Raw genomic sequence first — 22,981 nt, 5'->3', positions numbered from 1 at the left:
AGAAACCCCGGACATACCGGGGTTTCTTGTTTCACGTGCGCCTGTCAAGCCAGGTGATCAACGCGCTTGCTGCACTTCATGCAAGCCACTCACGTCAATCTCCACACGACGATCAGGTGCCAGGCACTCAATCAGTTTCTTGCGGTTCTTGATCTTGTCACAGCTATTGCCAGTGACCGGATTCGCCTTGCCTTGGCTCAGCGCCTGCATGCCACCTTGCGGCACACCCTTGCCAATCAGGTAATTCGCCACGGCTACGGCACGACGCTTGCCCAGATCAAGGTTGTACTTGTCAGAGCCCAAGCGGTCGGTATAGCCCGTCACTGCCATCTGGGCTTGCTTCACATCCATCTGCGCAACCTGGCTAAACATCGCATTAAGCGCATCTTTACCGGCAGGTTTCAGCACCGCTTTGTTGTACTCGAACAGCACATCAGACTTGAGTGAGAAGCGCTTGCTCACCACCTCCGTAGCCGGCACCGGAGCTTCTTGAACGACCGGTTTAGGTGCAACAACCGGCTCAGGCCTTGGTGCCACGGGAGCTACTACCGGGGCTGGCGCGGCGCCACCAAAGTAGTAGTTCAGGTTCAATGTGAGGGTGTTGTTGCGCAGTTTCTGGTCATGATCAGTCGGGCGGGTTGTAGTCCATTCACCCGCCAGACCCCAGTTGGGTGCCAGTTTGTATTCAACGCCAGCGCCACCATGAAACGCACCAGCGCCTAGATGATCAAGGGCATCAGTGCCGCTGACGTAGCCATAGCCAACCTTGACATACGGTAGCCAGTTTTCGATGGGCACACCCAGTTTCAGATCGAGGCTACCGCCATTGCTACCGTACTTGCTGTTGTAGTTGTTACGACGACGGCTGCCGTTATCATGGTCCGCATTGTGGCTATCCACAAAGTCATACGTAGCGCTCAAGCCGATCAGCGCGCTGTCCAGTTGCCAGTTGTAGCCAGCCTCAAGCCCTGCTGCAAGAGTGGAATCGACAGAACCGGAATAAGGTTTGCCATCGGCGCTACTGCGATTGCCGCCAATCTTGCCCCCGACAAATGGGCCATCAAATTCGCCATTGGCCAAGGCGTGCACGCTGGTAACCCCTGACATAACCGCCAGAGCAATACATATCCGTTTGATTTTCATTTTGTTTTTCCTTTCCCTGTGGCTTGAAGACTGCCCCTGATGCTGCCGAAATGTCGGTCCGGAATTGCAACTGATGCCAATTGGCTCTTGTTACTTGGCGCAGGGCAGGCGAGTTCTTTAGCGAACGCTGCGGACAATACCGGGGCAGCTGGAGAGGCAATATAGGAAACGGCTTAATTTGCATCTGAAAAGTGTGCTTCTGGTCATCTGCGAGCTGACATGACCTATCGCCTTGCAAAAAAAAGCCCCACCTGAAAAAGTGGGGCCGTGACAAACGCGTTGTGCGACAGCAAACGATTTACAACACCAGCTTCAAATCCTTTAACAGCAAACCTGGCAAGCGCTGGCTGGCGCTGCTGCGGTGACCGTAACTACCAGCATCAGCCAGGAACTCGGTCTCGCGGGTGAGTGCTTCCAGTTCGCTACCGAAAATCCGGTAGAGAGAATCATCAAAACGCATGACGTTCAACGGTGCCACGATTTCGCCGTTTTCCACCCAGAAACACGCAAACCGCGTCATGCCGGTAATCCGCGCTGCCGGCCGGTCAGAGAAATTGAGATACCACAGATTGCTGATGTATAAGCCGGTGCCCAGCGCTTTGAGCGCGTCCGCTTGTGGCAAGTCACCGCCAGCCATACTGAACGATTCGGAACCTTCCTGTGCGCTGGCGCCATTGCTGGGAATGTCGTATTCGCGCGCGGTCCGCGGGCTCACCAGACTGCCTGCCAGGCGCCCTTCTGCCACCAAAGGGATGCGCGCAGGTTTGATAAAGCCCTCTTGCTGGAACGAAGGCTCCAGCCCGCCAGCCGAGTCATCCGCCATCGATACGCTTGGGGAGAACGCAGCGCCTTCTGCCAGCTTTAACAGCGAACTACGCTTGGTGCGCAGGCTCTTTTCAGAGAAACCGCCCCAATTAAGTAGTGCAGCAATCTCACCCAGAGCGGATGGCGTCAGGTAGGCGCGATAACCGCCAGGGGCCAGCGAATGAGCCGGGCGGCTTAACAATTCGGCTTGCGTACGCGCAGCGGCAATGTCGGCGCGGATTGCTGCAGCATCCCATACGAATCCGGCGCCACCGCGTTTCACTGCTTTATCGCCGTGCGAATACAGGCTCCAGTCAAAATTCCAGCTCGCGGTTTCGTGCCAGTTGCGCTGACCATAATGATTGGCAAAGCCAAAGAACACCGGACCCGCTGCCAGAATGCCAACCACGTCACTGCCTGCCGCTGCGGCGATGATATCTTCAACGATTTGTTCGGTCGGCGGCAATTGATTGGGCTGGATCGATTCGGTGGAATTGACGGTTTCGGCCAGCAGCAGGTGCGGGTCTTGGGCGGCATCAACCAGTGCGGCACGCAGGTCTAGCAACACGGCGGATACCTGTTCCGCATCTTCAGCCTGCCCAGTCAGCACCACGCGCTGCGAGATATGCTTTTGTCCCTGCACCAGGCGAATAGTCAGATAGACCTGCGCTACTTGCCCCGCCTGGCGCACCAGCCCGTGATTAAAGCGCACGAAGTCCGAAGTTTCGCCTTGCAGCCACAGCGTAAAGCCCTCGCCAGCGTGCAACTGGCTGGTAACCCGGTCGGCCAGCGCATAAAAATGCTGACGGTTGTCTTGATGCATGCTCATTACACCTCTCCCCCGAAGACTTCGACATCGCCAAACACGCAAGCGGGTGAAGCATGCCCAACACGAATAACCTGATTCGGCTCGCCTTTGCCGCAATATGGCGTGCCCATAACGTCGTCGGTGCCTTGATTGCCAACGGCTTTGAGTGAGCGCCAGAAGGTGGCGGAAATCCCACGGTAGCCCGGGTTTTTGACCACGCCTTTGAGTTCGCCGTTTTCGATCACACGGCCCCATTCGCAACTGAACTGGAATTTATTGCGCGAGTCATCAATTGACCATGACACATTGGTGTCCATCAGCACGCCATGCTCAATCCCGGCGACGAGTTGTTCCAGCGTCTGGTCACCAGCTTCGATATTCAGATTGGCCATGCGGTCGATCGGCGCACGGTTCCAATTGCAGGCGCGGCTATTCGCAACTCCGCCCAGATCCAGCCCGCGCTCACCCGCCCGCGCTTGCGAAATGGTGCCGCCCAGTGGGTGTTCCAGTTGACCGTTGCGGATCAGGAAGGTTTTCTCGGCAGGCGTGCCATCGTCATCCCAACCGTACGCGGCAAATTCGTTGCTGCGGCTTGGGTCGTAGGTCACGTTCAGCAGCGGCGAGCCGTACTGATAATTGCCGAACATATCCAGCGATACAAAGCTGGTCCCGGCGTAATTGCGCTCGTCACCCAGAATGCGGTCCAGCTCCAGTGGATGGCCAATGCTCTCGTGAATCTGCAGCATCATTTGCGATGGCATCAGCAGCAAGTCTTGCTTGCCCGACGGGCAATTGGGCGCGGTCAGCAATTGCAGCGCTTCATCCGCCACGCGCCGACCGGCACCGCGCAAACCCGACTGATCAATTACTTCGAGGCCGCCCTGACGGCAATAACCGTTGTACTGGCCACCCAGACTGCGCGTTTGTGAATCGCCATCGGCATAGGCCGTGGCCGACAACGCCGGAATCAAAGCGCGAAACGATTGCTCGACTTCGCCGCCACCTGAAGTCAAATACAACTGGCGCACGTCCAGCCGGTCCAGATTCACGCCCCAATCGACGATGCGTTCATCCAGCCGACAGGCTTCGGATTCGCTCATCAGCAAATCCATCAAAATTTTGCGGTCCCAGTCGAGTTCGGCTGCAGCGGCCGGGCCGTGATATTGGCCCACGGGATGAGTCAGCGCAGCTTTGGAGTAGTCGAAGACCGAGCGCCCGGCCGTGGCTTGCGCCCAGGCTTTGGCCCGCTCAAACGCGGCAGCCAGGCCACTTTGTGACAAATCGGCAGTGGCAGCATAACCGTAACCACCGCGATGGATCACGGTGATCATCGCGCCGCGTTCAGTGCGCCGCTCAATCGGTTGCGGCACGCTCTGGCGTACCGCTAGGCTTTCTGATTGCTCTTCAACGAGGCGCAGCGAGCAAAAATCGACGCTGGCTTCTAGCGCCCTGAAGCGCTGAATAAGGGGTTTGAACATGATGGTGACATTCATCCTGCAAACGGCTTGTGGCCGCTCGCCAATGCGGGTGGGTCGGCGCAAATCAGCGGGGCTGACCTGCGTATCTTCAGAGAGCAAACCGGGCAAACGACAAGGATGATCATCCTCGGGAAGAAGATGGTAAAACAGCCTTTTCCAGCCAGCCAGTGCGGTCGGCATTTGTTGCGTAAACCCAGCGCTGTATTTTGAGAGGGGCGTAAAAAAGCCCGGTATGAACCGGGCTTTTAAGTACCGTGCCAAGACGAAAACCCACCAGATCAGTCGCCCAGCGCGTCTTCCAGCGCCGCAATAAACCGCGCGTTTTCTTCCGGCAAACCAATCGACACCCGCAGGCTATCTGGCAAACCGTACCCGGCAATCGGTCGCACGATCACGCCTTTGCGCAGCAAGAACTGGTTGAGCGCTGCCGCGTCACCGCAGTGAAAGGTCACGAAGTTGCCATAGCTTGGAATAAACGGCAGGCCAAGGCGGGTAAAGGCATCCGTCAGTTGTTTCATGCCCGCGTCGTTAACGCGGCGCGATTCGTTCAGGAATTCGACGTCATCCAGCGCGGCGCAGGCAGCGGCTTGCGCCAGGCTATTCACGTTAAACGGCTGACGCACCCGATTGAGGATATCGGCCACTTCAGCACTGGTTATGGCGAAGCCGACACGCAAACCCGCCAAGCTATAGGCTTTGGAGAAAGTGCGAACCACAATGATATTGGGAAAGCGCTTCACCCAGGCCAGCGTATCCGGGCGCTTTTCTGGCGCCAGATATTCGGTGTAGGCCTCGTCCAGCACCACCAGCACATTGGCGGGACATGACTCCAGAAACTCGACCAGATCGCCAGGGCGCGCCAGTGTGCCGGTCGGATTGTTCGGATTGGCAATCCACACCACTTTGGTATTGGGTTTGATGGCGGCACGCATGGCAGTCAGGTCATGGCCATAATCCACGGCGCGCACTTCAATTTGCTCAGCACCAACGGCTTGGGTAGCCAGCGCGTACACCGCAAAGCTGTATTGCGAATACACCGCCGAATCGCTGGTCGTGAGAAAGGCGTGTGAGACCAGTTCCAGAACGTCATTGGAACCGTTGCCCAAAACGATCTGGTTCAGTTCCAGGCCGTACTTCTGCGCGATTTTGGCTTTCAGATCAAAGCCATTGCCATCCGGATAGCGGGCCAGTTCGGCAATCTCGCGCTCCATAGCCGCTTTGGCTTTCGGGCTCAAACCCAGCGGGTTTTCATTGGAAGCGAGTTTGACGATATCGTCCGGGTTCAAACCCATTTCCCGGGCCAGCTCGCCAATCGGCTTGCCAGGTTGATAAGGTGCAATTGCACGGACGTATTCGGGGGCTAGATCGCGCAGAGACATTCGGAACTCACCACAACAGGATTTCGGAAGCGCCATTCAATCATGCGGAAAGAGATGGCAATCGAGATAAAAATCGAGACTAACACAGGCGTGCATCGTGGCAGAAGCCGGGATTAGGCGAACAGTCAGTTCAGAGCCGGACCCGGCGCACATGGCGCCCGGCGCGATCAGGTTTTGCTGAAGAGGTCGGCTTTGGCCCAACGCGCTGGCAGCAGCGGCGTGGCGGCCAGTTGATCCAGCAAGGCGGCGGGTGTATCGGCACATTGCAGCTTGGCCAGCTCCGATTCGCGCACAAAACCTTCGGTCATCGTAGCATCCAGAAACTGGCGCATTCCGTCGTAATAGCCAGCGGTGTTAAGCACGCCAACGGGCTTGCCGTGAATGCCAATCTGGCCCCAGGTCAGAATCTCGAACAATTCGTCAAAGGTGCCAAAGCCGCCAGCCATGGCGATAAAGGCATCGGCCAGCTCTGCCATGCGCGCTTTGCGAGTATGCATGGAATCCACCACGATCAGCTCGGTGCATTCAGTCAGGCCAAGCTCACGCTCTTGCATGAATTCCGGAATCACGCCGATCACTTTGCCGCCCGCTTCCAGGGCAGCTTGGGCCATGACGCCCATCAAGCCCACGCGACCACCGCCATAAACCAGCGTCAGCTCGCGCTGCGCCAGCAATTGACCCAGTTCGCGCGCGGCAGCAGCATATTCGGGGCGCTCGCCGTGGCGCGAGCCACAAAATACAACAACGGATTTCATTGCAGGATTACTCCGGATTACTGGGAACCGTGGTCACGCTCGAATGATGTGACCACAGTTGCGGGTTAAATCACGGCTTGCGGGTACGACCCCAGCACTTTGACAAAGGCCGCCACGTTGCGCAGCCCTTCCAGCGCCGTAGCCACTTTGGCGTCGGACACATGGCCTTCAATATCCACAAAGAACACGTACTCCCACAAACCAGTGCGGCTGGGGCGCGACTCAAACTTGCTCATCGACACGCCATTGCTCGCCAATGGTTCCACCAGCGAGGCCAGAGCGCCCGGGCGGTTCGGTGCCGACACCACCAGCGAGGTGCGGTCACGCCCGGACGGCCCGGTTTGTTGCGCGCCCAGCACCAGGAAACGCGTGGTGTTGTTGGGTTCGTCTTCGATATTCTCGGCCAGCTTGGTCAGGCCAAAACGTTCGGCAGCGGCATCGCCAGCAATCGCCGCACTATTGGGCTCTTTGCTAGCCAGGCGTGCGGCTTCGGCATTACTGGATACGGAAATGCGTTCGACGCCTGCCGGCAGATTCTTGTTCAGCCACTCGTGACACTGCGCCAGGCTCTGCGCATGCGAGTACACACGCAAAATGCCTGCAACACCCTCACCCTTACGCAGCAGATGATGGTGAATGCGCAGCACGACTTCACCGCAGATATTGAGTGGCGATGTCACCATCAAATCCAGCGTGCGGCCCACAGCGCCTTCGGTGGAGTTCTCAACCGGCGCCACGACGTAATCGGCCGAACCGGCTTCAACCACGCGGAATGCTTCATCAATAGAGCCACAGGCCTGCGTATGCGCAGCGTGACCAAAGTGCTTGATCGACGCAGCCTGGCTGAAAGTGCCTTCCGGACCCAGATAAGCAATGGTCAGCGGGCGTTCCAGCGCCAGGCAGGCGGACATCACTTCCCGGAACAGCTTGGCGGCGGCTTCGTCCGACAACGGTCCCGGGTTCAGAGTTTTGATACGTGCCAGCACCTGCGCTTCGCGTTCGGGCCGATATACCACGCCGCCACCCTTGATTTCTCCAATGGTCCGGGCGTGCTCGGCGCGCTGGTTCAGCAGCTTGAGAATTTCGGCATCAATGCTATCAATGGCATCACGGTGCACTTTTAGCAGCTCGTCGGACATGCCCTCTCCTGTGGCAAACAATGGGTCTTATCTTGGTTTTTTGGGCGGACGCCACCGATGACGCCCGCTGGCAACTTAATGGCCGCGCGCAAAATCGCGCATGAACTCGCTCAGCACCCGCACGCCTTCCAGCGGCATGGCGTTGTAGATCGAAGCCCGCATGCCACCAACTGAACGATGGCCTTTGAGCTGCAGTAAACCATGCGCTTGCGCGGCTTCGAGGAAAGCGTCATCCAGCGCTTCATCGGCCAGCCGGAACGGCACATTCATGCGCGAACGGAACGGACGCTCGATCGGGCAATTGTAAAAACCGCTGGAAGCGTCGATCGTCTCATAAAGCAGTGAAGCCTTCTCGATATTGCGCGCTTCCATGGCCGGCACACCGCCATTGGCCAGCAGCCACTTGAACACCAGGCCAGCGACGTAAATACCAAAAGTAGGCGGCGTGTTGTAGAGCGAATCGGCCGCAGCGTGCACCTGGTAATCCAGCATGGTCGGCGTCCCAACGCGGGCATTGCCCAGCAAGTCTTCGCGCACGATCACCAGATTCAGGCCCGACGGGCCGATATTTTTTTGCGCACCGGCGTAGATCAACCCGAACTTGCTGACATCCAGTGTGCGCGACAGGATATTGGACGACATATCGCACACCAGCGGCGTATCACCACTCTCTGGCGCAAACGGAAACTCGACACCGCCAATGGTTTCGTTGGAGCAGTAATGCAGATATGCAGCATTGTCGCTGCGCTTCCAGCCCGCTTCGTCCGGCACGTACGAGCCATGCCGGTCTTCGTTGGATGCCGCGATGTTTACATTGGCATAGCGCCGCGCTTCTTTAATGGCAATGCGCGACCAGTGACCGGTATCCACGTAATCCACCACACTGGTTTCAGTCGCCAGATTCAATGGGATCATGCTGAAATTGAAGTGCGCGCCACCCTGGATAAACAGCACTTTGTAGTTGGCGGGGATGTTCAGCAGCTTGCGAAAATCCGCTTCGGCTTCGTGAATGATCTGGGTGAATTCTTTGCCGCGATGGCTCATTTCCATGACGCACATGCCGGAGCCATGCCAATCGGTTAATTCCGCTTGAACGGTCAGTAACACATCACGCGGCAGAACCGCGGGGCCGGAGCTGAAATTATAGACTTGGGTCATGGTGATCCTTGCTGGCAAAAAAAAATTAAACCACGTGACTCGGCACGTCAGGGGATATTACAACCGCAGGCGGTATGCAGAAACTGCCGGGATTTTTCGTTGATGGTGTGACTGTAGTTCGGCACCAACTTTTGAATGCGCTCTTTGAAGCCTGCCATCATATCGCTCGCCAGCTGTGGCGTCAGCCGATACTCTTTCTGGCCCGCGGGTGTGCTGTAGAACCGGTCCAGTTCTTTGAGCTCATCCAGCGTGAAATTATCGGAATAAACCTGCACCAGCCTTTGGCGCACCAGATCTTCGGGCATTGCGTCAGCAACAAATTGCTCAATGACGGGCTGGATCTGTGCCGGAAAATCCGCCATTGCAGCATTCACTTTTGCCCGTTGTTCATCAGTATATCCGGCCAATATGACTTGGGTACGCATAGACTGCACATACTGGTCCAGCGTCTGGCGCACCGCCGTTTTGCGGCTCTCTTTAAGCTGCTGGCTCACATTTAAATGCTGCAGCAAAGATTGAAGGACTGCCGTTTTTTCAGGGTCCGGCGCATCTGCAACGGCGGTTGGCAGCCAGAACATGCCTGACAGCAGCGCAATCAAGGCAAACCAGCGACGAATCATGATTTCTCCGGATGGCTTGGCGCCGGGGAAGACAACGATAAATGCGTGTTCAAGCGAGCAAGAAGTGTGCGCGGGCCTGTGCTACCGGCTTGGCTCGATCATCCTGCCAGGCCGTCATCAGCACGTTGGCGATACGCTTGCCTTGGCGCACGATCTCGCAATGGCAATAGAGTTCTTGCGCCCGGCCACTGCGCAGATAGTCGATAGAAAAATCGATGACACGAGGAATGCCTTCACCTTCACGCTGCCACATCAAATGCAGCACTGCAGCGTTTTCCAGAAAGCCACCAATCACGCCACCATGCAGTGCTGGCAGGATTGTGTTGCCGATGTTGTGGTCCTGAAATGGCAGGTAAAACAAAGGCTCGCCCGCTTCTTCGCGCACCCTGATGCCAAGCAAAGTGGCATAAGGAATGGCAGCAATGGCCACAGATAAATCGTCAATGGTCTGGATATTGGCGAGCGAACTCATGCTTTCGCTCCATGAGTGGCGTTGATTCCGGCACTACCCTTGGGCTCCATGCCGCGCGCAAATGTGGCCACGCCGTGGGCAACCGGTTTTTCCGGATCTTCCTGATACGCTGTGGCGCGGGTAAAGGCGACGTGATCGGTCAGGCGATAGCACTCGGCAGTGCAATAAACGGGCAGATCCGGCCGGGCCGGGCGCAGATAATCAATGCGCAGATCAAGCGTCGCCACCGGTTCAGGTGCCGACAACAAGGAATAGATGGCAGTGCCACTGGCGGTATCAATCAGGGAGGTCACTACACCGCCGTGGATAACCCGGGTATCCGGATTACCAATCAGCTTTTCACTGAAGGGCAATTTGAGGGTAATGCGGCCACGCTCGGCATTGGCAAATTCCATACCCAGCATGCGGCAGTGTGGCAAGTTCATGAACCACTGCTGTAACTGATCAAAAAACACCGGTTCTTCGACCGGCAGCCACAAGCCGTTCATGCAAGCCACTCCAGGGAAACTGACTGGTTATTCTGATTATATTATTGATGCTTTGAATTCTACTTACATATCTGAGCGGGCACCTGTTTGCTCACGCCAACAGGTGCCCGGCCCATTTCCTGCTCTTTACTGTTTACTGACTGTTTACTGCTGGTCGTCCGGCGTTACATCTGCGGCGCCAGCTTCAGGTGCTGCACCCTCTTCTGCATCCAGCGCATCTTCGCCTTCTTCAGAATCTGTCTCGACCACTTTTTCCAGGCCAGACAGCGCTTCGCCTTCGTCCAGATTGATCAGGCGCACGCCTTGTGCGGCACGACCGGTTTCGCGAATTTCCGCAACCTTGGTCCGGATCAGCACGCCGCCGGTGGTAATCAGCATGACGTCATCGGATTCTTCTACCAGCGTAGCGGCAACCAGCTTGCCGTTGCGATCGCCGGTATCAATGGCGATCACGCCCTGAGTGCCACGACTGGTCAAACGGTAATCGCCAACCGGAGTGCGCTTGCCGTAACCATTTTCGGTGGCAGTCAGCACTTGTTGTTGATCATCGTTAGCCACCAGCAGCGAGATAACGCTCTGGCCTTCGCCCAGCATCATGCCGCGCACACCGGCTGCGGTACGGCCCATAACCCGCACATCGGTCTCCGAGAAGCGCACCGATTTACCGGCATCCGAGAACATCATGATCTGGTCGCTACCGGAAGTGAGCGCCACACCAATCAGGTTGTTACCTTCATCCAGGTTAATGGCGATAATGCCGCGCTTCATTGGCCGCGAGAAATCGGTCAACGAGGTCTTTTTGACGGTACCGTCAGCGGTTGCCATGAACACGAATTGGTCTTCGCTGAATACCTTGACCGGCAGAATGGCGTTGATCTTTTCGCCATCTTCCAGCGGCAGCAGATTGTTGATCGGCTTGCCACGGCTGTTACGACCACCTTGCGGCACTTCGTAAACCTTGAGCCAGTAAACCCGACCGCGCGAAGAGAAGCTCAGGATGTAATCGTGCGTGTTAGCCACGAACAAATTATCGATGAAGTCATCTTCTTTGGTTGCTGCGGCTTGCTTGCCACGACCGCCGCGACGCTGGGCCCGATATTCTTCCGCTGGTGTGGCCTTCATGTAACCGCCATGCGTCAGGGTCACCACCATGTCTTGCGGTGTGATCAGGTCTTCCAGATTGATGTCTTCAGCGTGCGCGACGATTTCCGAGCGGCGAACGTCAGCGTATTGCGCGCGAACTTCCAGCATTTCGTCAGTGATGATCTGGGTAACGCGTTCTGGTCGCGCCAGAATATCCAGCAGGTCAAGGATCTTCTCCATGACGTCTTTATATTCAGTGACAATCTTGTCTTGTTCCAGACCCGTCAGGCGTTGCAGACGCAGTTCCAGAATCGCTTGCGCTTGTGCGTCAGACAGACGATAGCCGTCGCGACCCAAGCCGAAGCCTTCACCCAAGCCATCCGGACGCGAGGCGCTGACGTCGGTACGCGCCAACATGTCCTCAACCAGCGCAGAGCGCCAGGTGCGATCCATCAACGCCACTTTGGCTTCAGCAGGTGCCGGTGCCGCCTTGATCAACGCGATGATTTCATCAACATTGGACAACGCAACCGCCAGACCTTCCAGAAGGTGCCCGCGTTCGCGTGCCTTACGCAGTTCGAATACGGTGCGACGGGTAACGACTTCACGGCGATGCTTGAGGAAGCTTTCCAGCACCTGCTTGAGATTCAACAGACGTGGCTGGCCATCGACCAGTGCCACCATGTTGATCCCGAAGCTGTCTTGCAACTGGGTCTGCTTGTACAGATTGTTGAGCACAACGTCTGGCACCTCGCCACGCTTGAGCTCAATCACCACGCGCATGCCGGACTTGTCCGACTCGTCACGGATTTCCGAGATGCCTTCAATGAGCTTGGCGCGAACCAGATCGCCGATGCGCTCCAGCAGACGGGCCTTGTTCACTTGATACGGCAATTCATCAACAATGATGGCTTGGCGATCAGCGCTGCGGACGATGTCTTCAAAGTGGGTACGGGCACGCATCAACACGCGGCCACGACCGGTGCGATAACCTTCGCGCACGCCGGCTACACCGTAAATAATACCGGCGGTAGGAAAATCCGGGGCGGGGATGAAATCGATCAATTCATCAACGGTCAACTCGCCGTTCTGCAACAAAGCCAGGGCAGCATCAATGACTTCGCCCAGGTTGTGCGGCGGAATATTAGTGGCCATACCGACCGCAATACCCGATGAGCCATTGATAAGCAAATTGGGAATACGGGTAGGCAGAACTGTGGGTTCCTGCTCTTTTTCATCGTAGTTAGGCGCGAAATCAACGGTTTCTTTGTCGATATCGGCCAGCAACTCGCTGGAGATGCGTGCCAGACGGCATTCCGTATAACGGTAAGCGGCAGCAGCATCGCCATCAATCGAGCCGAAGTTACCCTGGCCATCGATCAAGGTGTAACGCAAGGAGAAACTCTGCGCCATCCGTACCAGTGCTTCGTATGCGGCCGAGTCACCGTGCGGGTGGTATTTACCCAGTACGTTACCGATCACACGGGCGCACTTCACATAAGCGCGGTTCCACACGTTGTTGCTTTCATGCATCGCAAACAAAATACGACGATGCACGGGTTTAAGGCCGTCACGCACATCAGGTAATGCACGGCCCACAATCACGCTCATCGCGTAATCGAGATAGGACCGGCGCATTTCCTCTTCAAGGCTGACGGGAATCGTTTCTTTGGCAAAGCTTTGCTGTTCGGACATCTTCCGGAATCGATCCGCCGTTGCGGCCCGTATAGGGCCTGATCAAAGAGAGGTGGGGACGCGCAGCTGTAAACAAGCGCGCCAAACATGCAGGAGTTTAACATGGTGTGGTTTGCACACCAATTTTGACGCTGTTCTGTCAAAATTTCACAATCCTTTTATTTGCGTGCGTTAAAGTTAACCCACTAGAATGTGCGATGTGTTGAGAGAATAGCCTTGACATCCACTTGTTGTCGGTTATATCCAATAACATCTGTACTACTATAAACATCGCAATCGAACGATATTCAACCAGGAGAAATAACTATGCTGTCGCTCAAGCAAACGATGTCGAGTCTCGCCGTAGTTGCGGCGCTCGGTTTTTCCGCTTCCGCTTTTGCTGCAACCGATGCATATCTGACCAACAGCACCAACGTAAGCGATGCAAACCCTGAAGGCGTTGTAAAGAATGGCATCGGTGAGTGCTGGCAAACCGGTTCATGGACGGCTGACAAGGCCAAGACCATCAAAGGTTGCCCAGGTTACGTAGAACCTGTTGTTGCTGCTGCTCCGGCACCGGCACCGGCACCGGCTCCTGTTCCTGTTACCGTGACCAAGCACTTCTCGCTGAAGTCTGACGTGCTGTTCGAATTCAACAAGTCCACCCTGAAGCCAGAAGGCAAGGACGCGCTGGACAAGATGTACGATCAGGTCAAGGATCTGGATCCGAAGGAAGGCAAGGCAGTTGTTGTTGGCTACACCGACCGTATCGGTAGCGAAAAGTACAACTTCGACCTGGGCTACCGTCGTGCCAAGTCTGTTGCTGATTACCTTGTTTCCAAGGGTGCTCCGGCAGACAAGATCGACGCGCAAAGCCGCGGCAAGGCAGATCCAGTTACTGGCGATACTTGCGCCAAGGTCAAGAACCGCAAGAAGCTGATCGAGTGCCTGAGCCCGGATCGTCGTGTTGAAATCGACGTCCAAGGTGTTCGCGAAGTAACAACCACCCCGGCAAACTAATCCGGCGTGAGTAAAAAGAGCCCCGCCGCATGGCGGGGCTTTTTCATTTGCAGAACGCTCGCGGACATTGCTTGTCTGTAGGTTATGTCCCCTGGAGTATCTCTACATAATGCGTATCCAGATTTTATTCGGCCTGATTACCGCCAGCGTCATGGCTTTTGCCCACGCCGACGGTATTAGCGATCTCAAGCAATTTCTCGGCAATACCCATTCGCTCAAGGCGCAATTCACCCAAAGCGTAACGGGCAAAGGTAAAGCGCAGGTCAGCAGCGGTGTCGTGGCAATCATGATTCCGGGCAAATTTCGCTGGGAATATCAAAAACCCTATCAACAACTGATTGTGGGCGATGCCAAAGAGGTTTGGCTATATGACCAGGATCTCAAACAAGCAACGTCCAAAAATGTGGCCAATGCGCTGGAAAGCAGCCCGGCGGCTCTGTTGGCTGGGGATGCCGCCTGGGAAAAGAATTACACGCTCAAGGCCCTGCCGGACCAGGATGGTCTTACCTGGCTTGAAGCCACCCCAAAGCGCGATGACAGCAGCTTTGAGCATATCCGTCTGGGCCTGGCCAACGGTCAAATCCAACGGATGGACCTGTTCGACAAGTTCGGTCAAACCACGCAGATCCGCTTTAGCCAGATCATGAGTAATCCCAAGCTGGATACAGGCTTGTTCCACTTCACGCCGCCGAAGGATGTCGATGTCGTTCGCGAATGACCTTTTCGCGCCAGAAAAACCCAACGAGCCACTAGCGGAGCGATTGCGCCCCCGAGGTGTTGCGGAGGTGGTCGGGCAACGCCATTTGCTCGGGCCCGGCAAGCCGCTTGCGCTGGCGATAGCATCCGGGCAAATCCACTCAATGATCCTGTGGGGCCCACCTGGCGTGGGCAAGACCACGTTGGCGCGCCTACTCGCCGGAACGTTTGATGCCGAGTTCATCCCGCTCTCGGCCGTGTTTTCTGGCGTTAAAGATATTCGCGCCGCCATGGAAGAAGCCGAACGCCATCGCATGCGCGGGCGTTCTACCATCCTGTTTGTCGACGAAGTCCACCGCTTCAATAAATCACAGCAAGATGCCTTTCTGCCCTTTGTAGAGTCCGGCCTGGTCACCTTTATCGGCGCCACCACGGAGAACCCTTCGTTTGAGGTGAACGCCGCACTGCTGTCCCGGGCACAGGTTTACGTGCTCAAAGCGCTCACAGACGACGAACTGGGCGAGTTGGTAGCACGTGCGCTGACCTGCTTCCCCGACCTGCAAGCAACCGACGACGCCATCGCGGTCTGGACAGGTTATGCCGATGGCGACGCCCGCCGCATGCTTAATCTGATTGAGCAAAGTGCCCATGCAGCGCAAGCCAGTCAAATCACCACCATTGATGCTGGCTTTCTGGAAAACGCGTTGTCACTCAACGCCCGCCGTTTTGATAAAGGCGGTGATGCTTTTTATGATCAGATTTCGGCTTTGCACAAATCCGTGCGCGGCTCCAGCCCGGACGGTGCCGTTTACTGGCTCACCCGCATGCTGGATGGCGGCGCCGATCCGCGCTATCTGGCACGCCGCATTGTGCGTATGGCATGGGAAGACATCGGTTTGGCGGACCCGCGCGCAGCACAAATCACGCTGGATGCAGCCGAAACCTATGAACGCCTTGGCAGCCCGGAAGGCGAGCTGGCACTGGCCCAGGCCGTGATTTACCTGGCCATCGCGCCCAAATCCAACTCGGGCTATAACGCCTATAACACTGCTCGCGCAGTCATCAACAAAGACAAATCGCGCCCGGTACCCGAACACTTGCGCAACGCCCCCACCAAGCTCATGAAAGAACTGGGCTACGGCAAGCTGTATCGCTATGCGCACGATGAACCGGAAGCCTACGCCGCGGGCGAAACTTACCTGCCCGAAGGCCTGGAAGAACTGACGTTTTATGAGCCAGTGCCGCGCGGTCTGGAAGCAAAGATCGCGGAGAAACTCAAACACCTGGCTGAACTGGACGCCGCATGGCGCGAGCGAAACGGGTAGAATCACCCACCAATATCGGGCTAGCAGACCAGCAAACACTGGCCTCCCCGGCTTTAGAACCCCTTTAATACCTAACTGATACCGGCCACCATGCTCGACATCAATCTGCTTCGTAACGATCTGGACAACGTTGTCGCCCGCCTGCAAACGCGCGGCTTTGCTTTTGACGCGACCACCTTTTCTGCGCTGGAAGCTGAGCGCAAAACCCTGCAAACCCGCACCCAGGACTTGCAGGCCAAGCGTAATTCCTCTTCCAAAATGATTGGTCAGGCCAAGGCAAAAGGCGAAGATGTTTCAGCGATCATGGCCGAAGTCGCCACGCTGGGCGATGAACTCAAAGCCAATGAAACCGCGCTGGCTGAGCTGCAAAACAAGCTCAACGATCTGCTGCTGGCGGTGCCCAATCTGCCACATGCAGATGTACCGGTTGGCCGTAGCGAAGAAGACAACGTCGAAGTACGTCGCTGGGGCACGCCGCGCGCCTTTGATTTTGAAGTCAAAGACCATGTGGACGTCGGCACGCCGCTAGGGCTGGATGCCGAGACCGGCGCAAAACTCTCCGGCGCACGTTTTACCGTGCTGCGCAGCCAGATTGCCCGTCTGCATCGCGCTTTGGCGCAATTCATGCTGGATACGCACACCCAGGAACACGGCTACGCCGAAACCTACACCCCATATATCGTCAATCCGGACATTCTGTTTGGCACCGGCCAGTTGCCCAAGTTTGCCGATGACATGTTCCGGGTCGAAAAAGGCGGCGAAGAAAACAAGGTTACCCAGTACCTGATTTCTACCGCCGAGATCACCCTGACCAATACCGTGCGCGACAGCATCCTCAAGCTCGAAGAGTTGCCAGTCAAACTGACCGCGCATTCACCGTGTTTCCGTTCGGAAGCTGGCACCTACGGTCGCGACACCCGCGGCATGATCCGCCAGCATCAGTTCGACAAGGTCGAGATGGTGCAGATTGCGCATCCGGACAAGTCATACGAAACGCTGGAAGAAATGGTTGGCCACGCCGAGAAAATCCTGCAAAAGCTGGGCCTGCCCTACCGCGTGGTCTCGCTGTGCACGGGTGACATGGGCTTTGGCGCCACCAAAACTTACGATCTGGAAGTCTGGCTGCCTGCGCAGAACACATATCGCGAAATCTCCAGCTGTTCCAACTGCGAAGCCTTCCAGTCCCGCCGTATGCAGGCGCGTTTCCGTAACGACGCGGGCAAGCCAGAACTGGTGCACACGCTCAATGGCTCCGGCCTGGCAGTCGGCCGTACACTGGTTGCGGTGCTGGAGAACTACCAGAACGCCGATGGCAGCGTGACCGTACCTGCAGCATTGCGCCCATACATGGGTGGAATTGAGACACTAACCGTCTAAATACGGTCATTTATGTTTAAAAAGGCGCCGATTATCTGGCGCCTTTTTTTATTGCCTCATCAAATAACGCAACAAAAACTGTGCCTAATCTGCTGAATTCATCGCCTGCTTTTGTGTCCAAGCACAGTGTGGTCTATATCTTTACTGCACAATAACAAGCTACTTTGGACCCGGGAGGGTTGAATTCATGTCTCATATATCGATGTGGTTTATTGCGGCGCTGGTCTTGGCCGGGCTGGAAATGCTCTCCGGCACGCTCTATATGCTGGCCATCGCCTGCGGGCTGGCAGTCGGTGGTATCTCATCACTGCTGGGGATTTCTGTCCCGGCACAGATCATCATCGCCGCTGCGGCTGCCGTTGTTGCTGTGGGCTTGCTGCACAACTGGAAGGCCCGCAAGCAGATCGGCACGCCAGACACCGTACAGAGCCAGCTTGATCTGGGGCACCGCGTCACCATTGACCAGTGGCTGGATGACCGTCACGCCCGTGTCCGTTACCGTGGTACGACCTGGGATGCCGAGATCGCCGATCTGGGTGTGCCACAGAACGCACCAACCTATTTCATTACCGGCCAACGCGGCAATATTTTGCTGATCGATATCATTCCGCCGGCCAATGCAGAGATTCTCGCGAACTAATTGTCTGAATCAACTACCAAGCATTGCAGCGCGAAAACATAATCCAGCTGCAATGTTGGTCACAAACAGCACAACTGATCTGGTTTTATCGTAATTAAATGGTCTGTTGTTCTGGTTTATTGAAATATCCAGGGGAAAAGTCATGCCGTTTGCAATTGTCTTATTGGTGATCGTTGTCATTTTTATTGCAAAAACGTTCCGCGTGGTACCGCAACAAGAAGCCTGGATTCTCCAGCGACTGGGACGCTTTCATAGCGTATTGCAGCCTGGTCTGAATTTTGTAGTGCCATTTGTTGATGTGGTCGCTTACAAACATAGCCTTAAAGAAATTCCGCTGGATGTGCCCAGCCAGATTTGTATTACCCGCGACAATACGCAACTCACCGTCGATGGCATTCTCTATTTTCAGGTAATGGACCCAAAACTGGCCTCATATGGCTCGTCCAATTACATTGTGGCGATTACGCAATTGGCGCAAACCACTTTGCGTTCGGTGATCGGCAAACTGGAAATGGATAAGACCTTTGAAGAGCGTGACGATATTAATCGGGCCGTAGTATTGGCGCTGGATGAAGCCGCTACCAGTTGGGGCGTTAAAGTATTGCGTTATGAAATCAAAGACTTGACTCCACCAAAAGAAATTCTGCATGCCATGCAGCAGCAGATTACTGCCGAGCGTGAGAAGCGGGCCTTGATTGCGCAATCCGAAGGTGTGCGTCAGCAACAGATTAACCTGGCAACCGGTGAACGCTCTGCCGCAATCCAGAAATCTGAAGGTGACATGCAGGCCAAGATCAACCAGTCGGAAGGTGAAAAACAAGCGGCCATCAACCGCGCCAAGGGTGATGCCGAAGCGCTGCGTCTGGTCGCTTCGGCTACGGCCGATGCCTTGCGCGCAGTGGGTGAATCGGTAAACGCGCCAGGTGGCCTGGAAGCGGTGAACCTGAAAGTGGCGCAGCAATATATCGACGCCTTTGGCAACATCGCCAAGCAAGGCAACACCATGCTGCTGCCGTCTAATGCGGCGGATATTGCCAGTGTAGTGGCCATGGCAACGTCGGTTATCAAGACGGCGCGTTAAGCATGCTGTAGCTACCGACTGGTAGCGACAGAAAAAGGTGGACTTGGCATAGCCGGTCCACCTTTTTTATGCCTCGCTCATTCCCCGTACAACCTTCTTGCCTGGTCATTTCCACGCTGGGCGAGAAACGGCCAGAGACGTTCAGGTGGCAAACTCGGCGGCCCCACCGGATTCCCGCCAAGGGGGCCGCCCAAGTCGGGAATGACGAACTGGCGGTTGTTCGAGAGGCAAAGACTCAGCACTTATCCGTCTTCCCTGCCGCCCCGGCAAACCCTGCCAGCCAGTTATCCAGCCGCCGTGGACGCAAGCCGAGGTCCTGGGCCAGTTCTTTGCGGCGAATGGCATTGCGCACCATCAGCGAGCCTAGCCAACGCACCGGTTCAGGTGGGAAATGGCCCAATGGCCCGCCAACCAGGCCGCTGCGCGTCCAGTCGTTGTCCAGCCCGAGTACCAGCGATGACAAGATTTGGCCGCCCATATAACTCGGCCCGACGCCGTTCCCCGAATAACCAAAGCCGTAGAAGATACGAGGATGATTGTTGAGGCGGCCGAAAAAGGGCAGCCCGGTTACCGAGCGATCAGAAGCGCCATTCCACGATGCCGCCAAAGGCACGTCGCGCCATGCCGGAAAAAACGCCCTTAACGCTTCTTGCAACTGGCCTTCATAAGCGCTGGGCTGATCAAACGACGGCAGCATCTGCCCGCCATAGGCAAACGTATTGCCGCCCTTGCCCAGCATGATCCGGCCATCCGGCGTGCTGCGGTAGTAATAGACAAAGGTGCGTGAATCCATCACCGCCGTGCCGTGCTCCAGCCCGGTATGTTCCAGCAGGCACTGGCGCGGTTCGGTAATGATCATATCGCTGGACACCACCGCAATGCTGCGCGAGAACTGGCTGAATGAAGTAGCCATCCACGCATTCATCGCCAGCACCACTTGCCCGGCAGCGACACGTCCTTGCGTGGTGAGTACTTGGAGTTGCTCGCTTTCAACCAGTTTGCTCATGGGCGTATTTTCATAAATACGCACGCCCATTTGCCGCGCCACGCGGGCCAAACCACGTACCAGCAAGCCTGGCTGCACACTGCCCGCTGCAGGTGAAAAACAACCCTCTTCGTGCAAGGCGGAACCGGCGTGGCGCTGGACTTCATCACGGCCCCACGGTGCCCACGAAGAAATGCCGCGCGCCGCCAAGGCTGCCATCACCGGCTGCATCGCCCCCTTTTGCGCCTCATTGGTCGCGGTGTACAGCGTACCATCCACCCGTACTTGTGCCTCAATGGCATGCTCGCGGCAGAAATTGGCGATCTGATAAACCGCGTCTTCAGAGGCTTTTACCAGGCGACAAGCTTCCGTTTCGCCAAACAGTCGCAACAGCGTAAAAAACCGCGTGGACCAGGTCAGCAGGCACCCACCGTTACGACCCGACGCTCCGGAACCGCACAAGTCTTTCTCGACGATCACCACATCCAGGTCCGGCCTGGCTTGCTTGAGCTGGATAGCCGTCCACAGCCCGGTAAAACCACCGCCCACGATACAGACATCAGCGGTGGTTTCGCCTTGCAATGGCCGCGGCTGTGCGGGCTCCTGGGCGAGTGCCTGAGCCAGCCAGAACGGTAAATGCGTAGCTTGTCCAGAGGTTGAAAGTTGCGCTACCGATGGGTGTGCCGCAGCCGTCACGGGCGCTCTCCCCGCGCACGGCGAGCAGCAATGTCTTGCAATACTGGCCACAAATCGGCCACGGTATCGATCACGTAATGCGCGCCACTGGCCTGCAATTTGGCAACCGCTGGCGCTTTGCGGGTCGCCTTTTCTGAGTCCGACAGCGCTTGCCACTCGGCATCGGTCAAACCGACTTCATTGCCACTGGCCGACAACCCCACCGTCCACATCCCGGCGCGCAAACCTTCCACAATGCCAGGCACGGTATCGTCCACTTTCACGCAGGCTGCAACGTTATTCACCGCCAGATCAATCACGCACTGCAACGCCATCCATGGGCCGGGACGGCCACCAGCAGCCAAGTCATCGGCGGCGATGGCGCAGTCGGGCGTGTAGCCGCGCTGCGCCGCGATAGGCAACAAAGCGTCCATCACCTGGCGTGGATAGCCCGAGCATGAACCGACCTTGATACTGTGCTCGCGCAGTTGCCCAACCAGTTCCAGCGCACCCGCAATGGGTTGGGAATAATGGCCGACGCGCGCCAGTTGCAGCGGCATGAAAGCCTGGTAAATGGCATCGACATCGGCATCGCACACTTCACGGCCAAAACGCTCAAACCAGCGACCGGCGATTTTCGGATCGCGGCCAAGCGCCTGGATATGCTGCCATTTGCCCACGCCCATTGGCCCGCGAGCTTCTGCCAGCGTGATCGGAATATTAAAACCGGCCAGCGCCTCAACCAGCACTTGCGTGGGCGCGAAAGAACCGAAATCAACAATGGTGCCAGCCCAGTCAAAGATCACGGCTTCAACGTATTGCTGGATGGATTGCTCAGTAGTCATTGCGGTAAATCCTTGTTTGGTATGTGTTGATCTGGCCGTTCACGCGGCTTAGCCCGGATGGCGCACAGCGGGAAGCGGCGAAATCACCGTGGTCACTGCCGCAGTCGCTGGCGCATTACGCCTTGCGCTCCCGGATTCCCGCCTGTGGCTTCATGCTGGCTACGAGCGGCCTTTGGGCGACAGGCTTACAACCAGCCCAATTGATGCAGCCCTTCACCAATCGCTGCAACCGCCTGGCCGATTTCGGCCTCGTTGATGGCGCCAATGCAGCCAACACGGAAAGTCTCCACTTGCGTCAATTTGCCCGGGTACAGCACAAACCCCTTTTCGCGCACCGCTTCGTACAGCGACTGGAAGTGGTATTCCGGATGATCCGGCGCATGGAAGGTGACAATGATCGGTGCCTGGATTTCCGGGTTGAGGAAGGGCCGCAATTCCAGTCGGCGCAGGCCTTCAACCAGCATGTTGTGATTGGCGGTGTAACGCGCCAGCCGGGCCGGTTGGCCGCCCTCTTCCAGATATTGGTCTAGCGCAGCACGCAGCGCGGCCAGCACGTGCGTGGGCGGAGTGAAGCGCCATTGACCGGTTTTTTGCATGTAAACGTATTGGTCGTGTAGATCCATCGACAGCGAATGGCTGTTGCCACGGCTTTCGACCAGCGCTGATTTGCGGGCGATGACAAACCCCATGCCGGGCACGCCTTCTAGACATTTATTGGCCGAAGCGATCAGCGCATCAAACTCGACCTCGCGCGCGTCGATGGGCAACGCGCCAAAACCAGACATGCTGTCGATAATCAGTTTGCGACCCAGTCGTGCAGTCACGCGGGCCAGTTCGGCCAGCGGGTTGAGAATGCCGGTGCTGGTTTCGCAATGAATGACGCCGACGTGGGTGATAGTCGGGTCTTGCGCCAGCCGGGCCGCCAACGCTTGTGGGTCACTCGGCTGGTCTTCGGCCGATTCAAGAATGGCGACCTGCCGCCCCATGACTTCGACAGCGCGTGCCATGCGTTTGCCGTAGGCGCCATTCACCAGCACCAGCAATTTGCCGTGGCGCGGCAGCAAGGTGCCAATGGCAGCCTCTACGGCAAAGGTGCCCGAACCTTGCAATGGCACACACACGTGATCTTCTGCGGCATATGCGATGTCGAGCAGATCGGCACACACGCTGGCAGTCAGGTCGTTAAACGACCGGTCCCACGAACCCCAATCGGTGAGCATGGCGGTTTTGGTTTTAAGGCTCGTGGTCAACGGGCCCGGCGTAAGGAGGATGGGTTCACGCATATCGTCAGGTCTCCTGAACGTCTAGATGAATTAAGGAAAATGTGAGTAATGGT

At 56.7% G+C, this 22,981-nt stretch carries 20 protein-coding genes; 6 read left to right on the top strand and 14 right to left on the bottom strand.

Annotated features, from left to right (window positions below; genetic code table 11):
- Positions 1-57 precede the first annotated feature (57 nt).
- The 11 genes from N7220_RS16830 to gyrA form a co-directional block, all read right to left on the bottom strand.
- Entirely contained in the window at positions 58-1,143 is a 1,086-nt protein-coding gene (locus tag N7220_RS16830; protein ID WP_283148678.1) for an outer membrane beta-barrel protein, read from the bottom strand.
- 298 nt (positions 1,144-1,441) lie between these two features.
- Positions 1,442-2,776 (bottom strand): metallopeptidase TldD-related protein, encoded by a 1,335-nt coding sequence (locus N7220_RS16825; protein ID WP_283148677.1) that lies wholly within the window; start codon positions 2,774-2,776, stop codon positions 1,442-1,444.
- The gene (locus tag N7220_RS16820; protein ID WP_283148676.1) at positions 2,776-4,233 is read right to left on the bottom strand and encodes a TldD/PmbA family protein; all 1,458 of its coding nucleotides are present in this window, start codon (positions 4,231-4,233) and stop codon (positions 2,776-2,778) included. The genes N7220_RS16825 and N7220_RS16820 overlap by 1 nt, the downstream gene beginning before the upstream one ends.
- 278 nt (positions 4,234-4,511) lie before the next feature.
- Entirely contained in the window at positions 4,512-5,612 is a 1,101-nt protein-coding gene (hisC, locus tag N7220_RS16815) for a histidinol-phosphate transaminase (RefSeq protein WP_283148675.1), read from the bottom strand.
- Between the two features lie 167 nt (positions 5,613-5,779).
- Complete coding sequence (locus N7220_RS16810; RefSeq protein ID WP_283148674.1) at positions 5,780-6,367, bottom strand: LOG family protein; 588 nt, start codon at positions 6,365-6,367, stop codon at positions 5,780-5,782.
- A 65-nt stretch (positions 6,368-6,432) separates the two neighbouring features.
- The gene (gene pheA / locus N7220_RS16805; RefSeq protein WP_283148673.1) at positions 6,433-7,506 is read right to left on the bottom strand and encodes a prephenate dehydratase; all 1,074 of its coding nucleotides are present in this window, start codon (positions 7,504-7,506) and stop codon (positions 6,433-6,435) included.
- Positions 7,507-7,581: 75 nt separating this feature from the next.
- Positions 7,582-8,664: a 3-phosphoserine/phosphohydroxythreonine transaminase gene (serC, locus tag N7220_RS16800; RefSeq protein WP_283148672.1), complete on the bottom strand. Its 1,083-nt coding sequence runs from the start codon at positions 8,662-8,664 to the stop codon at positions 7,582-7,584.
- 47 nt (positions 8,665-8,711) lie between these two features.
- Complete coding sequence (locus tag N7220_RS16795) at positions 8,712-9,284, bottom strand: DUF2059 domain-containing protein (protein WP_283148671.1); 573 nt, start codon at positions 9,282-9,284, stop codon at positions 8,712-8,714.
- A gap of 49 nt (positions 9,285-9,333) precedes the next feature.
- Positions 9,334-9,756 (bottom strand): PaaI family thioesterase, encoded by a 423-nt coding sequence (locus tag N7220_RS16790; RefSeq protein WP_283148670.1) that lies wholly within the window; start codon positions 9,754-9,756, stop codon positions 9,334-9,336.
- On the bottom strand, positions 9,753-10,244 hold the full coding sequence (locus N7220_RS16785; RefSeq protein ID WP_283148669.1) for a PaaI family thioesterase: 492 nt from the start codon (positions 10,242-10,244) through the stop codon (positions 9,753-9,755). Before N7220_RS16785 ends, N7220_RS16790 begins: the two co-directional genes overlap by 4 nt.
- A gap of 144 nt (positions 10,245-10,388) precedes the next feature.
- A complete protein-coding gene (gyrA, locus tag N7220_RS16780) occupies positions 10,389-13,022 on the bottom strand; it encodes a DNA gyrase subunit A (protein ID WP_283148668.1) in 2,634 nt (877 codons plus the stop codon).
- Between the two features lie 306 nt (positions 13,023-13,328).
- On the opposite strand from gyrA, the gene N7220_RS16775 reads away from it, so the two are divergent.
- The 6 genes from N7220_RS16775 to N7220_RS16750 all read left to right on the top strand — a co-directional run bounded on the left by N7220_RS16775 (position 13,329) and on the right by N7220_RS16750 (position 19,140).
- Positions 13,329-14,021: an OmpA family protein gene (locus N7220_RS16775; protein ID WP_283148667.1), complete on the top strand. Its 693-nt coding sequence runs from the start codon at positions 13,329-13,331 to the stop codon at positions 14,019-14,021.
- A gap of 109 nt (positions 14,022-14,130) precedes the next feature.
- Positions 14,131-14,739 carry an outer membrane lipoprotein periplasmic chaperone LolA gene (gene lolA / locus N7220_RS16770; RefSeq protein ID WP_283148666.1) on the top strand — a complete coding sequence of 203 codons (609 nt, stop codon included), beginning with the start codon at positions 14,131-14,133 and terminating at the stop codon, positions 14,737-14,739.
- Positions 14,723-16,042: a replication-associated recombination protein A gene (locus tag N7220_RS16765; protein ID WP_283148665.1), complete on the top strand. Its 1,320-nt coding sequence runs from the start codon at positions 14,723-14,725 to the stop codon at positions 16,040-16,042. Before lolA ends, N7220_RS16765 begins: the two co-directional genes overlap by 17 nt.
- 90 nt (positions 16,043-16,132) lie before the next feature.
- Positions 16,133-17,419, top strand: a complete 1,287-nt coding sequence (gene serS, locus N7220_RS16760) for a serine--tRNA ligase (protein ID WP_283148664.1) — start codon at positions 16,133-16,135, stop codon at positions 17,417-17,419.
- A gap of 187 nt (positions 17,420-17,606) precedes the next feature.
- Positions 17,607-18,059 carry an NfeD family protein gene (locus N7220_RS16755; protein WP_283148663.1) on the top strand — a complete coding sequence of 151 codons (453 nt, stop codon included), beginning with the start codon at positions 17,607-17,609 and terminating at the stop codon, positions 18,057-18,059.
- A gap of 142 nt (positions 18,060-18,201) precedes the next feature.
- Positions 18,202-19,140, top strand: a complete 939-nt coding sequence (locus N7220_RS16750; protein WP_283148662.1) for an SPFH domain-containing protein — start codon at positions 18,202-18,204, stop codon at positions 19,138-19,140.
- A gap of 235 nt (positions 19,141-19,375) precedes the next feature.
- Here the strand turns inward: N7220_RS16750 and N7220_RS16745 are convergent, their stop codons facing one another.
- From N7220_RS16745 to N7220_RS16735, 3 genes are all read right to left on the bottom strand, one after another.
- Complete coding sequence (locus N7220_RS16745) at positions 19,376-20,821, bottom strand: FAD-dependent oxidoreductase (protein WP_283148661.1); 1,446 nt, start codon at positions 20,819-20,821, stop codon at positions 19,376-19,378.
- A complete protein-coding gene (phnX, locus tag N7220_RS16740) occupies positions 20,818-21,645 on the bottom strand; it encodes a phosphonoacetaldehyde hydrolase (RefSeq protein WP_283148660.1) in 828 nt (275 codons plus the stop codon). The genes N7220_RS16745 and phnX overlap by 4 nt, the downstream gene beginning before the upstream one ends.
- Positions 21,646-21,830: 185 nt before the next feature.
- Complete coding sequence (locus N7220_RS16735) at positions 21,831-22,928, bottom strand: 2-aminoethylphosphonate--pyruvate transaminase (RefSeq protein ID WP_283148659.1); 1,098 nt, start codon at positions 22,926-22,928, stop codon at positions 21,831-21,833.
- Positions 22,929-22,981 lie beyond the last annotated feature (53 nt).

This window comes from Silvimonas soli, assembly GCF_030035605.1.
Classification (GTDB): domain Bacteria; phylum Pseudomonadota; class Gammaproteobacteria; order Burkholderiales; family Chitinibacteraceae; genus Silvimonas; species Silvimonas soli.
This window is presented reverse-complemented; position numbering and strand designations above follow the sequence as displayed.

Excerpts from the sequence above, each read along its gene's own strand:
- N7220_RS16830 (WP_283148678.1), bottom strand. The coding sequence starts at position 1,143 with ATGAAAATCAAACGGATATGTATTGCTCTGGCGGTTATGTCAGGGGTT.
- N7220_RS16825 (WP_283148677.1), bottom strand. The coding sequence starts at position 2,776 with ATGAGCATGCATCAAGACAACCGTCAGCATTTTTATGCGCTGGCCGAC.
- N7220_RS16820 (WP_283148676.1), bottom strand. The coding sequence starts at position 4,233 with ATGTTCAAACCCCTTATTCAGCGCTTCAGGGCGCTAGAAGCCAGCGTC.
- hisC (WP_283148675.1), bottom strand. The coding sequence starts at position 5,612 with ATGTCTCTGCGCGATCTAGCCCCCGAATACGTCCGTGCAATTGCACCT.
- N7220_RS16810 (WP_283148674.1), bottom strand. The coding sequence starts at position 6,367 with ATGAAATCCGTTGTTGTATTTTGTGGCTCGCGCCACGGCGAGCGCCCC.
- pheA (WP_283148673.1), bottom strand. The coding sequence starts at position 7,506 with ATGTCCGACGAGCTGCTAAAAGTGCACCGTGATGCCATTGATAGCATT.
- serC (WP_283148672.1), bottom strand. The coding sequence starts at position 8,664 with ATGACCCAAGTCTATAATTTCAGCTCCGGCCCCGCGGTTCTGCCGCGT.
- N7220_RS16795 (WP_283148671.1), bottom strand. The coding sequence starts at position 9,284 with ATGATTCGTCGCTGGTTTGCCTTGATTGCGCTGCTGTCAGGCATGTTC.
- N7220_RS16790 (WP_283148670.1), bottom strand. The coding sequence starts at position 9,756 with ATGAGTTCGCTCGCCAATATCCAGACCATTGACGATTTATCTGTGGCC.
- N7220_RS16785 (WP_283148669.1), bottom strand. The coding sequence starts at position 10,244 with ATGAACGGCTTGTGGCTGCCGGTCGAAGAACCGGTGTTTTTTGATCAG.
- gyrA (WP_283148668.1), bottom strand. The coding sequence starts at position 13,022 with ATGTCCGAACAGCAAAGCTTTGCCAAAGAAACGATTCCCGTCAGCCTT.
- N7220_RS16775 (WP_283148667.1), top strand. The coding sequence starts at position 13,329 with ATGCTGTCGCTCAAGCAAACGATGTCGAGTCTCGCCGTAGTTGCGGCG.
- lolA (WP_283148666.1), top strand. The coding sequence starts at position 14,131 with ATGCGTATCCAGATTTTATTCGGCCTGATTACCGCCAGCGTCATGGCT.
- N7220_RS16765 (WP_283148665.1), top strand. The coding sequence starts at position 14,723 with ATGTCGTTCGCGAATGACCTTTTCGCGCCAGAAAAACCCAACGAGCCA.
- serS (WP_283148664.1), top strand. The coding sequence starts at position 16,133 with ATGCTCGACATCAATCTGCTTCGTAACGATCTGGACAACGTTGTCGCC.
- N7220_RS16755 (WP_283148663.1), top strand. The coding sequence starts at position 17,607 with ATGTCTCATATATCGATGTGGTTTATTGCGGCGCTGGTCTTGGCCGGG.
- N7220_RS16750 (WP_283148662.1), top strand. The coding sequence starts at position 18,202 with ATGCCGTTTGCAATTGTCTTATTGGTGATCGTTGTCATTTTTATTGCA.
- phnX (WP_283148660.1), bottom strand. The coding sequence starts at position 21,645 with ATGACTACTGAGCAATCCATCCAGCAATACGTTGAAGCCGTGATCTTT.
- N7220_RS16735 (WP_283148659.1), bottom strand. The coding sequence starts at position 22,928 with ATGCGTGAACCCATCCTCCTTACGCCGGGCCCGTTGACCACGAGCCTT.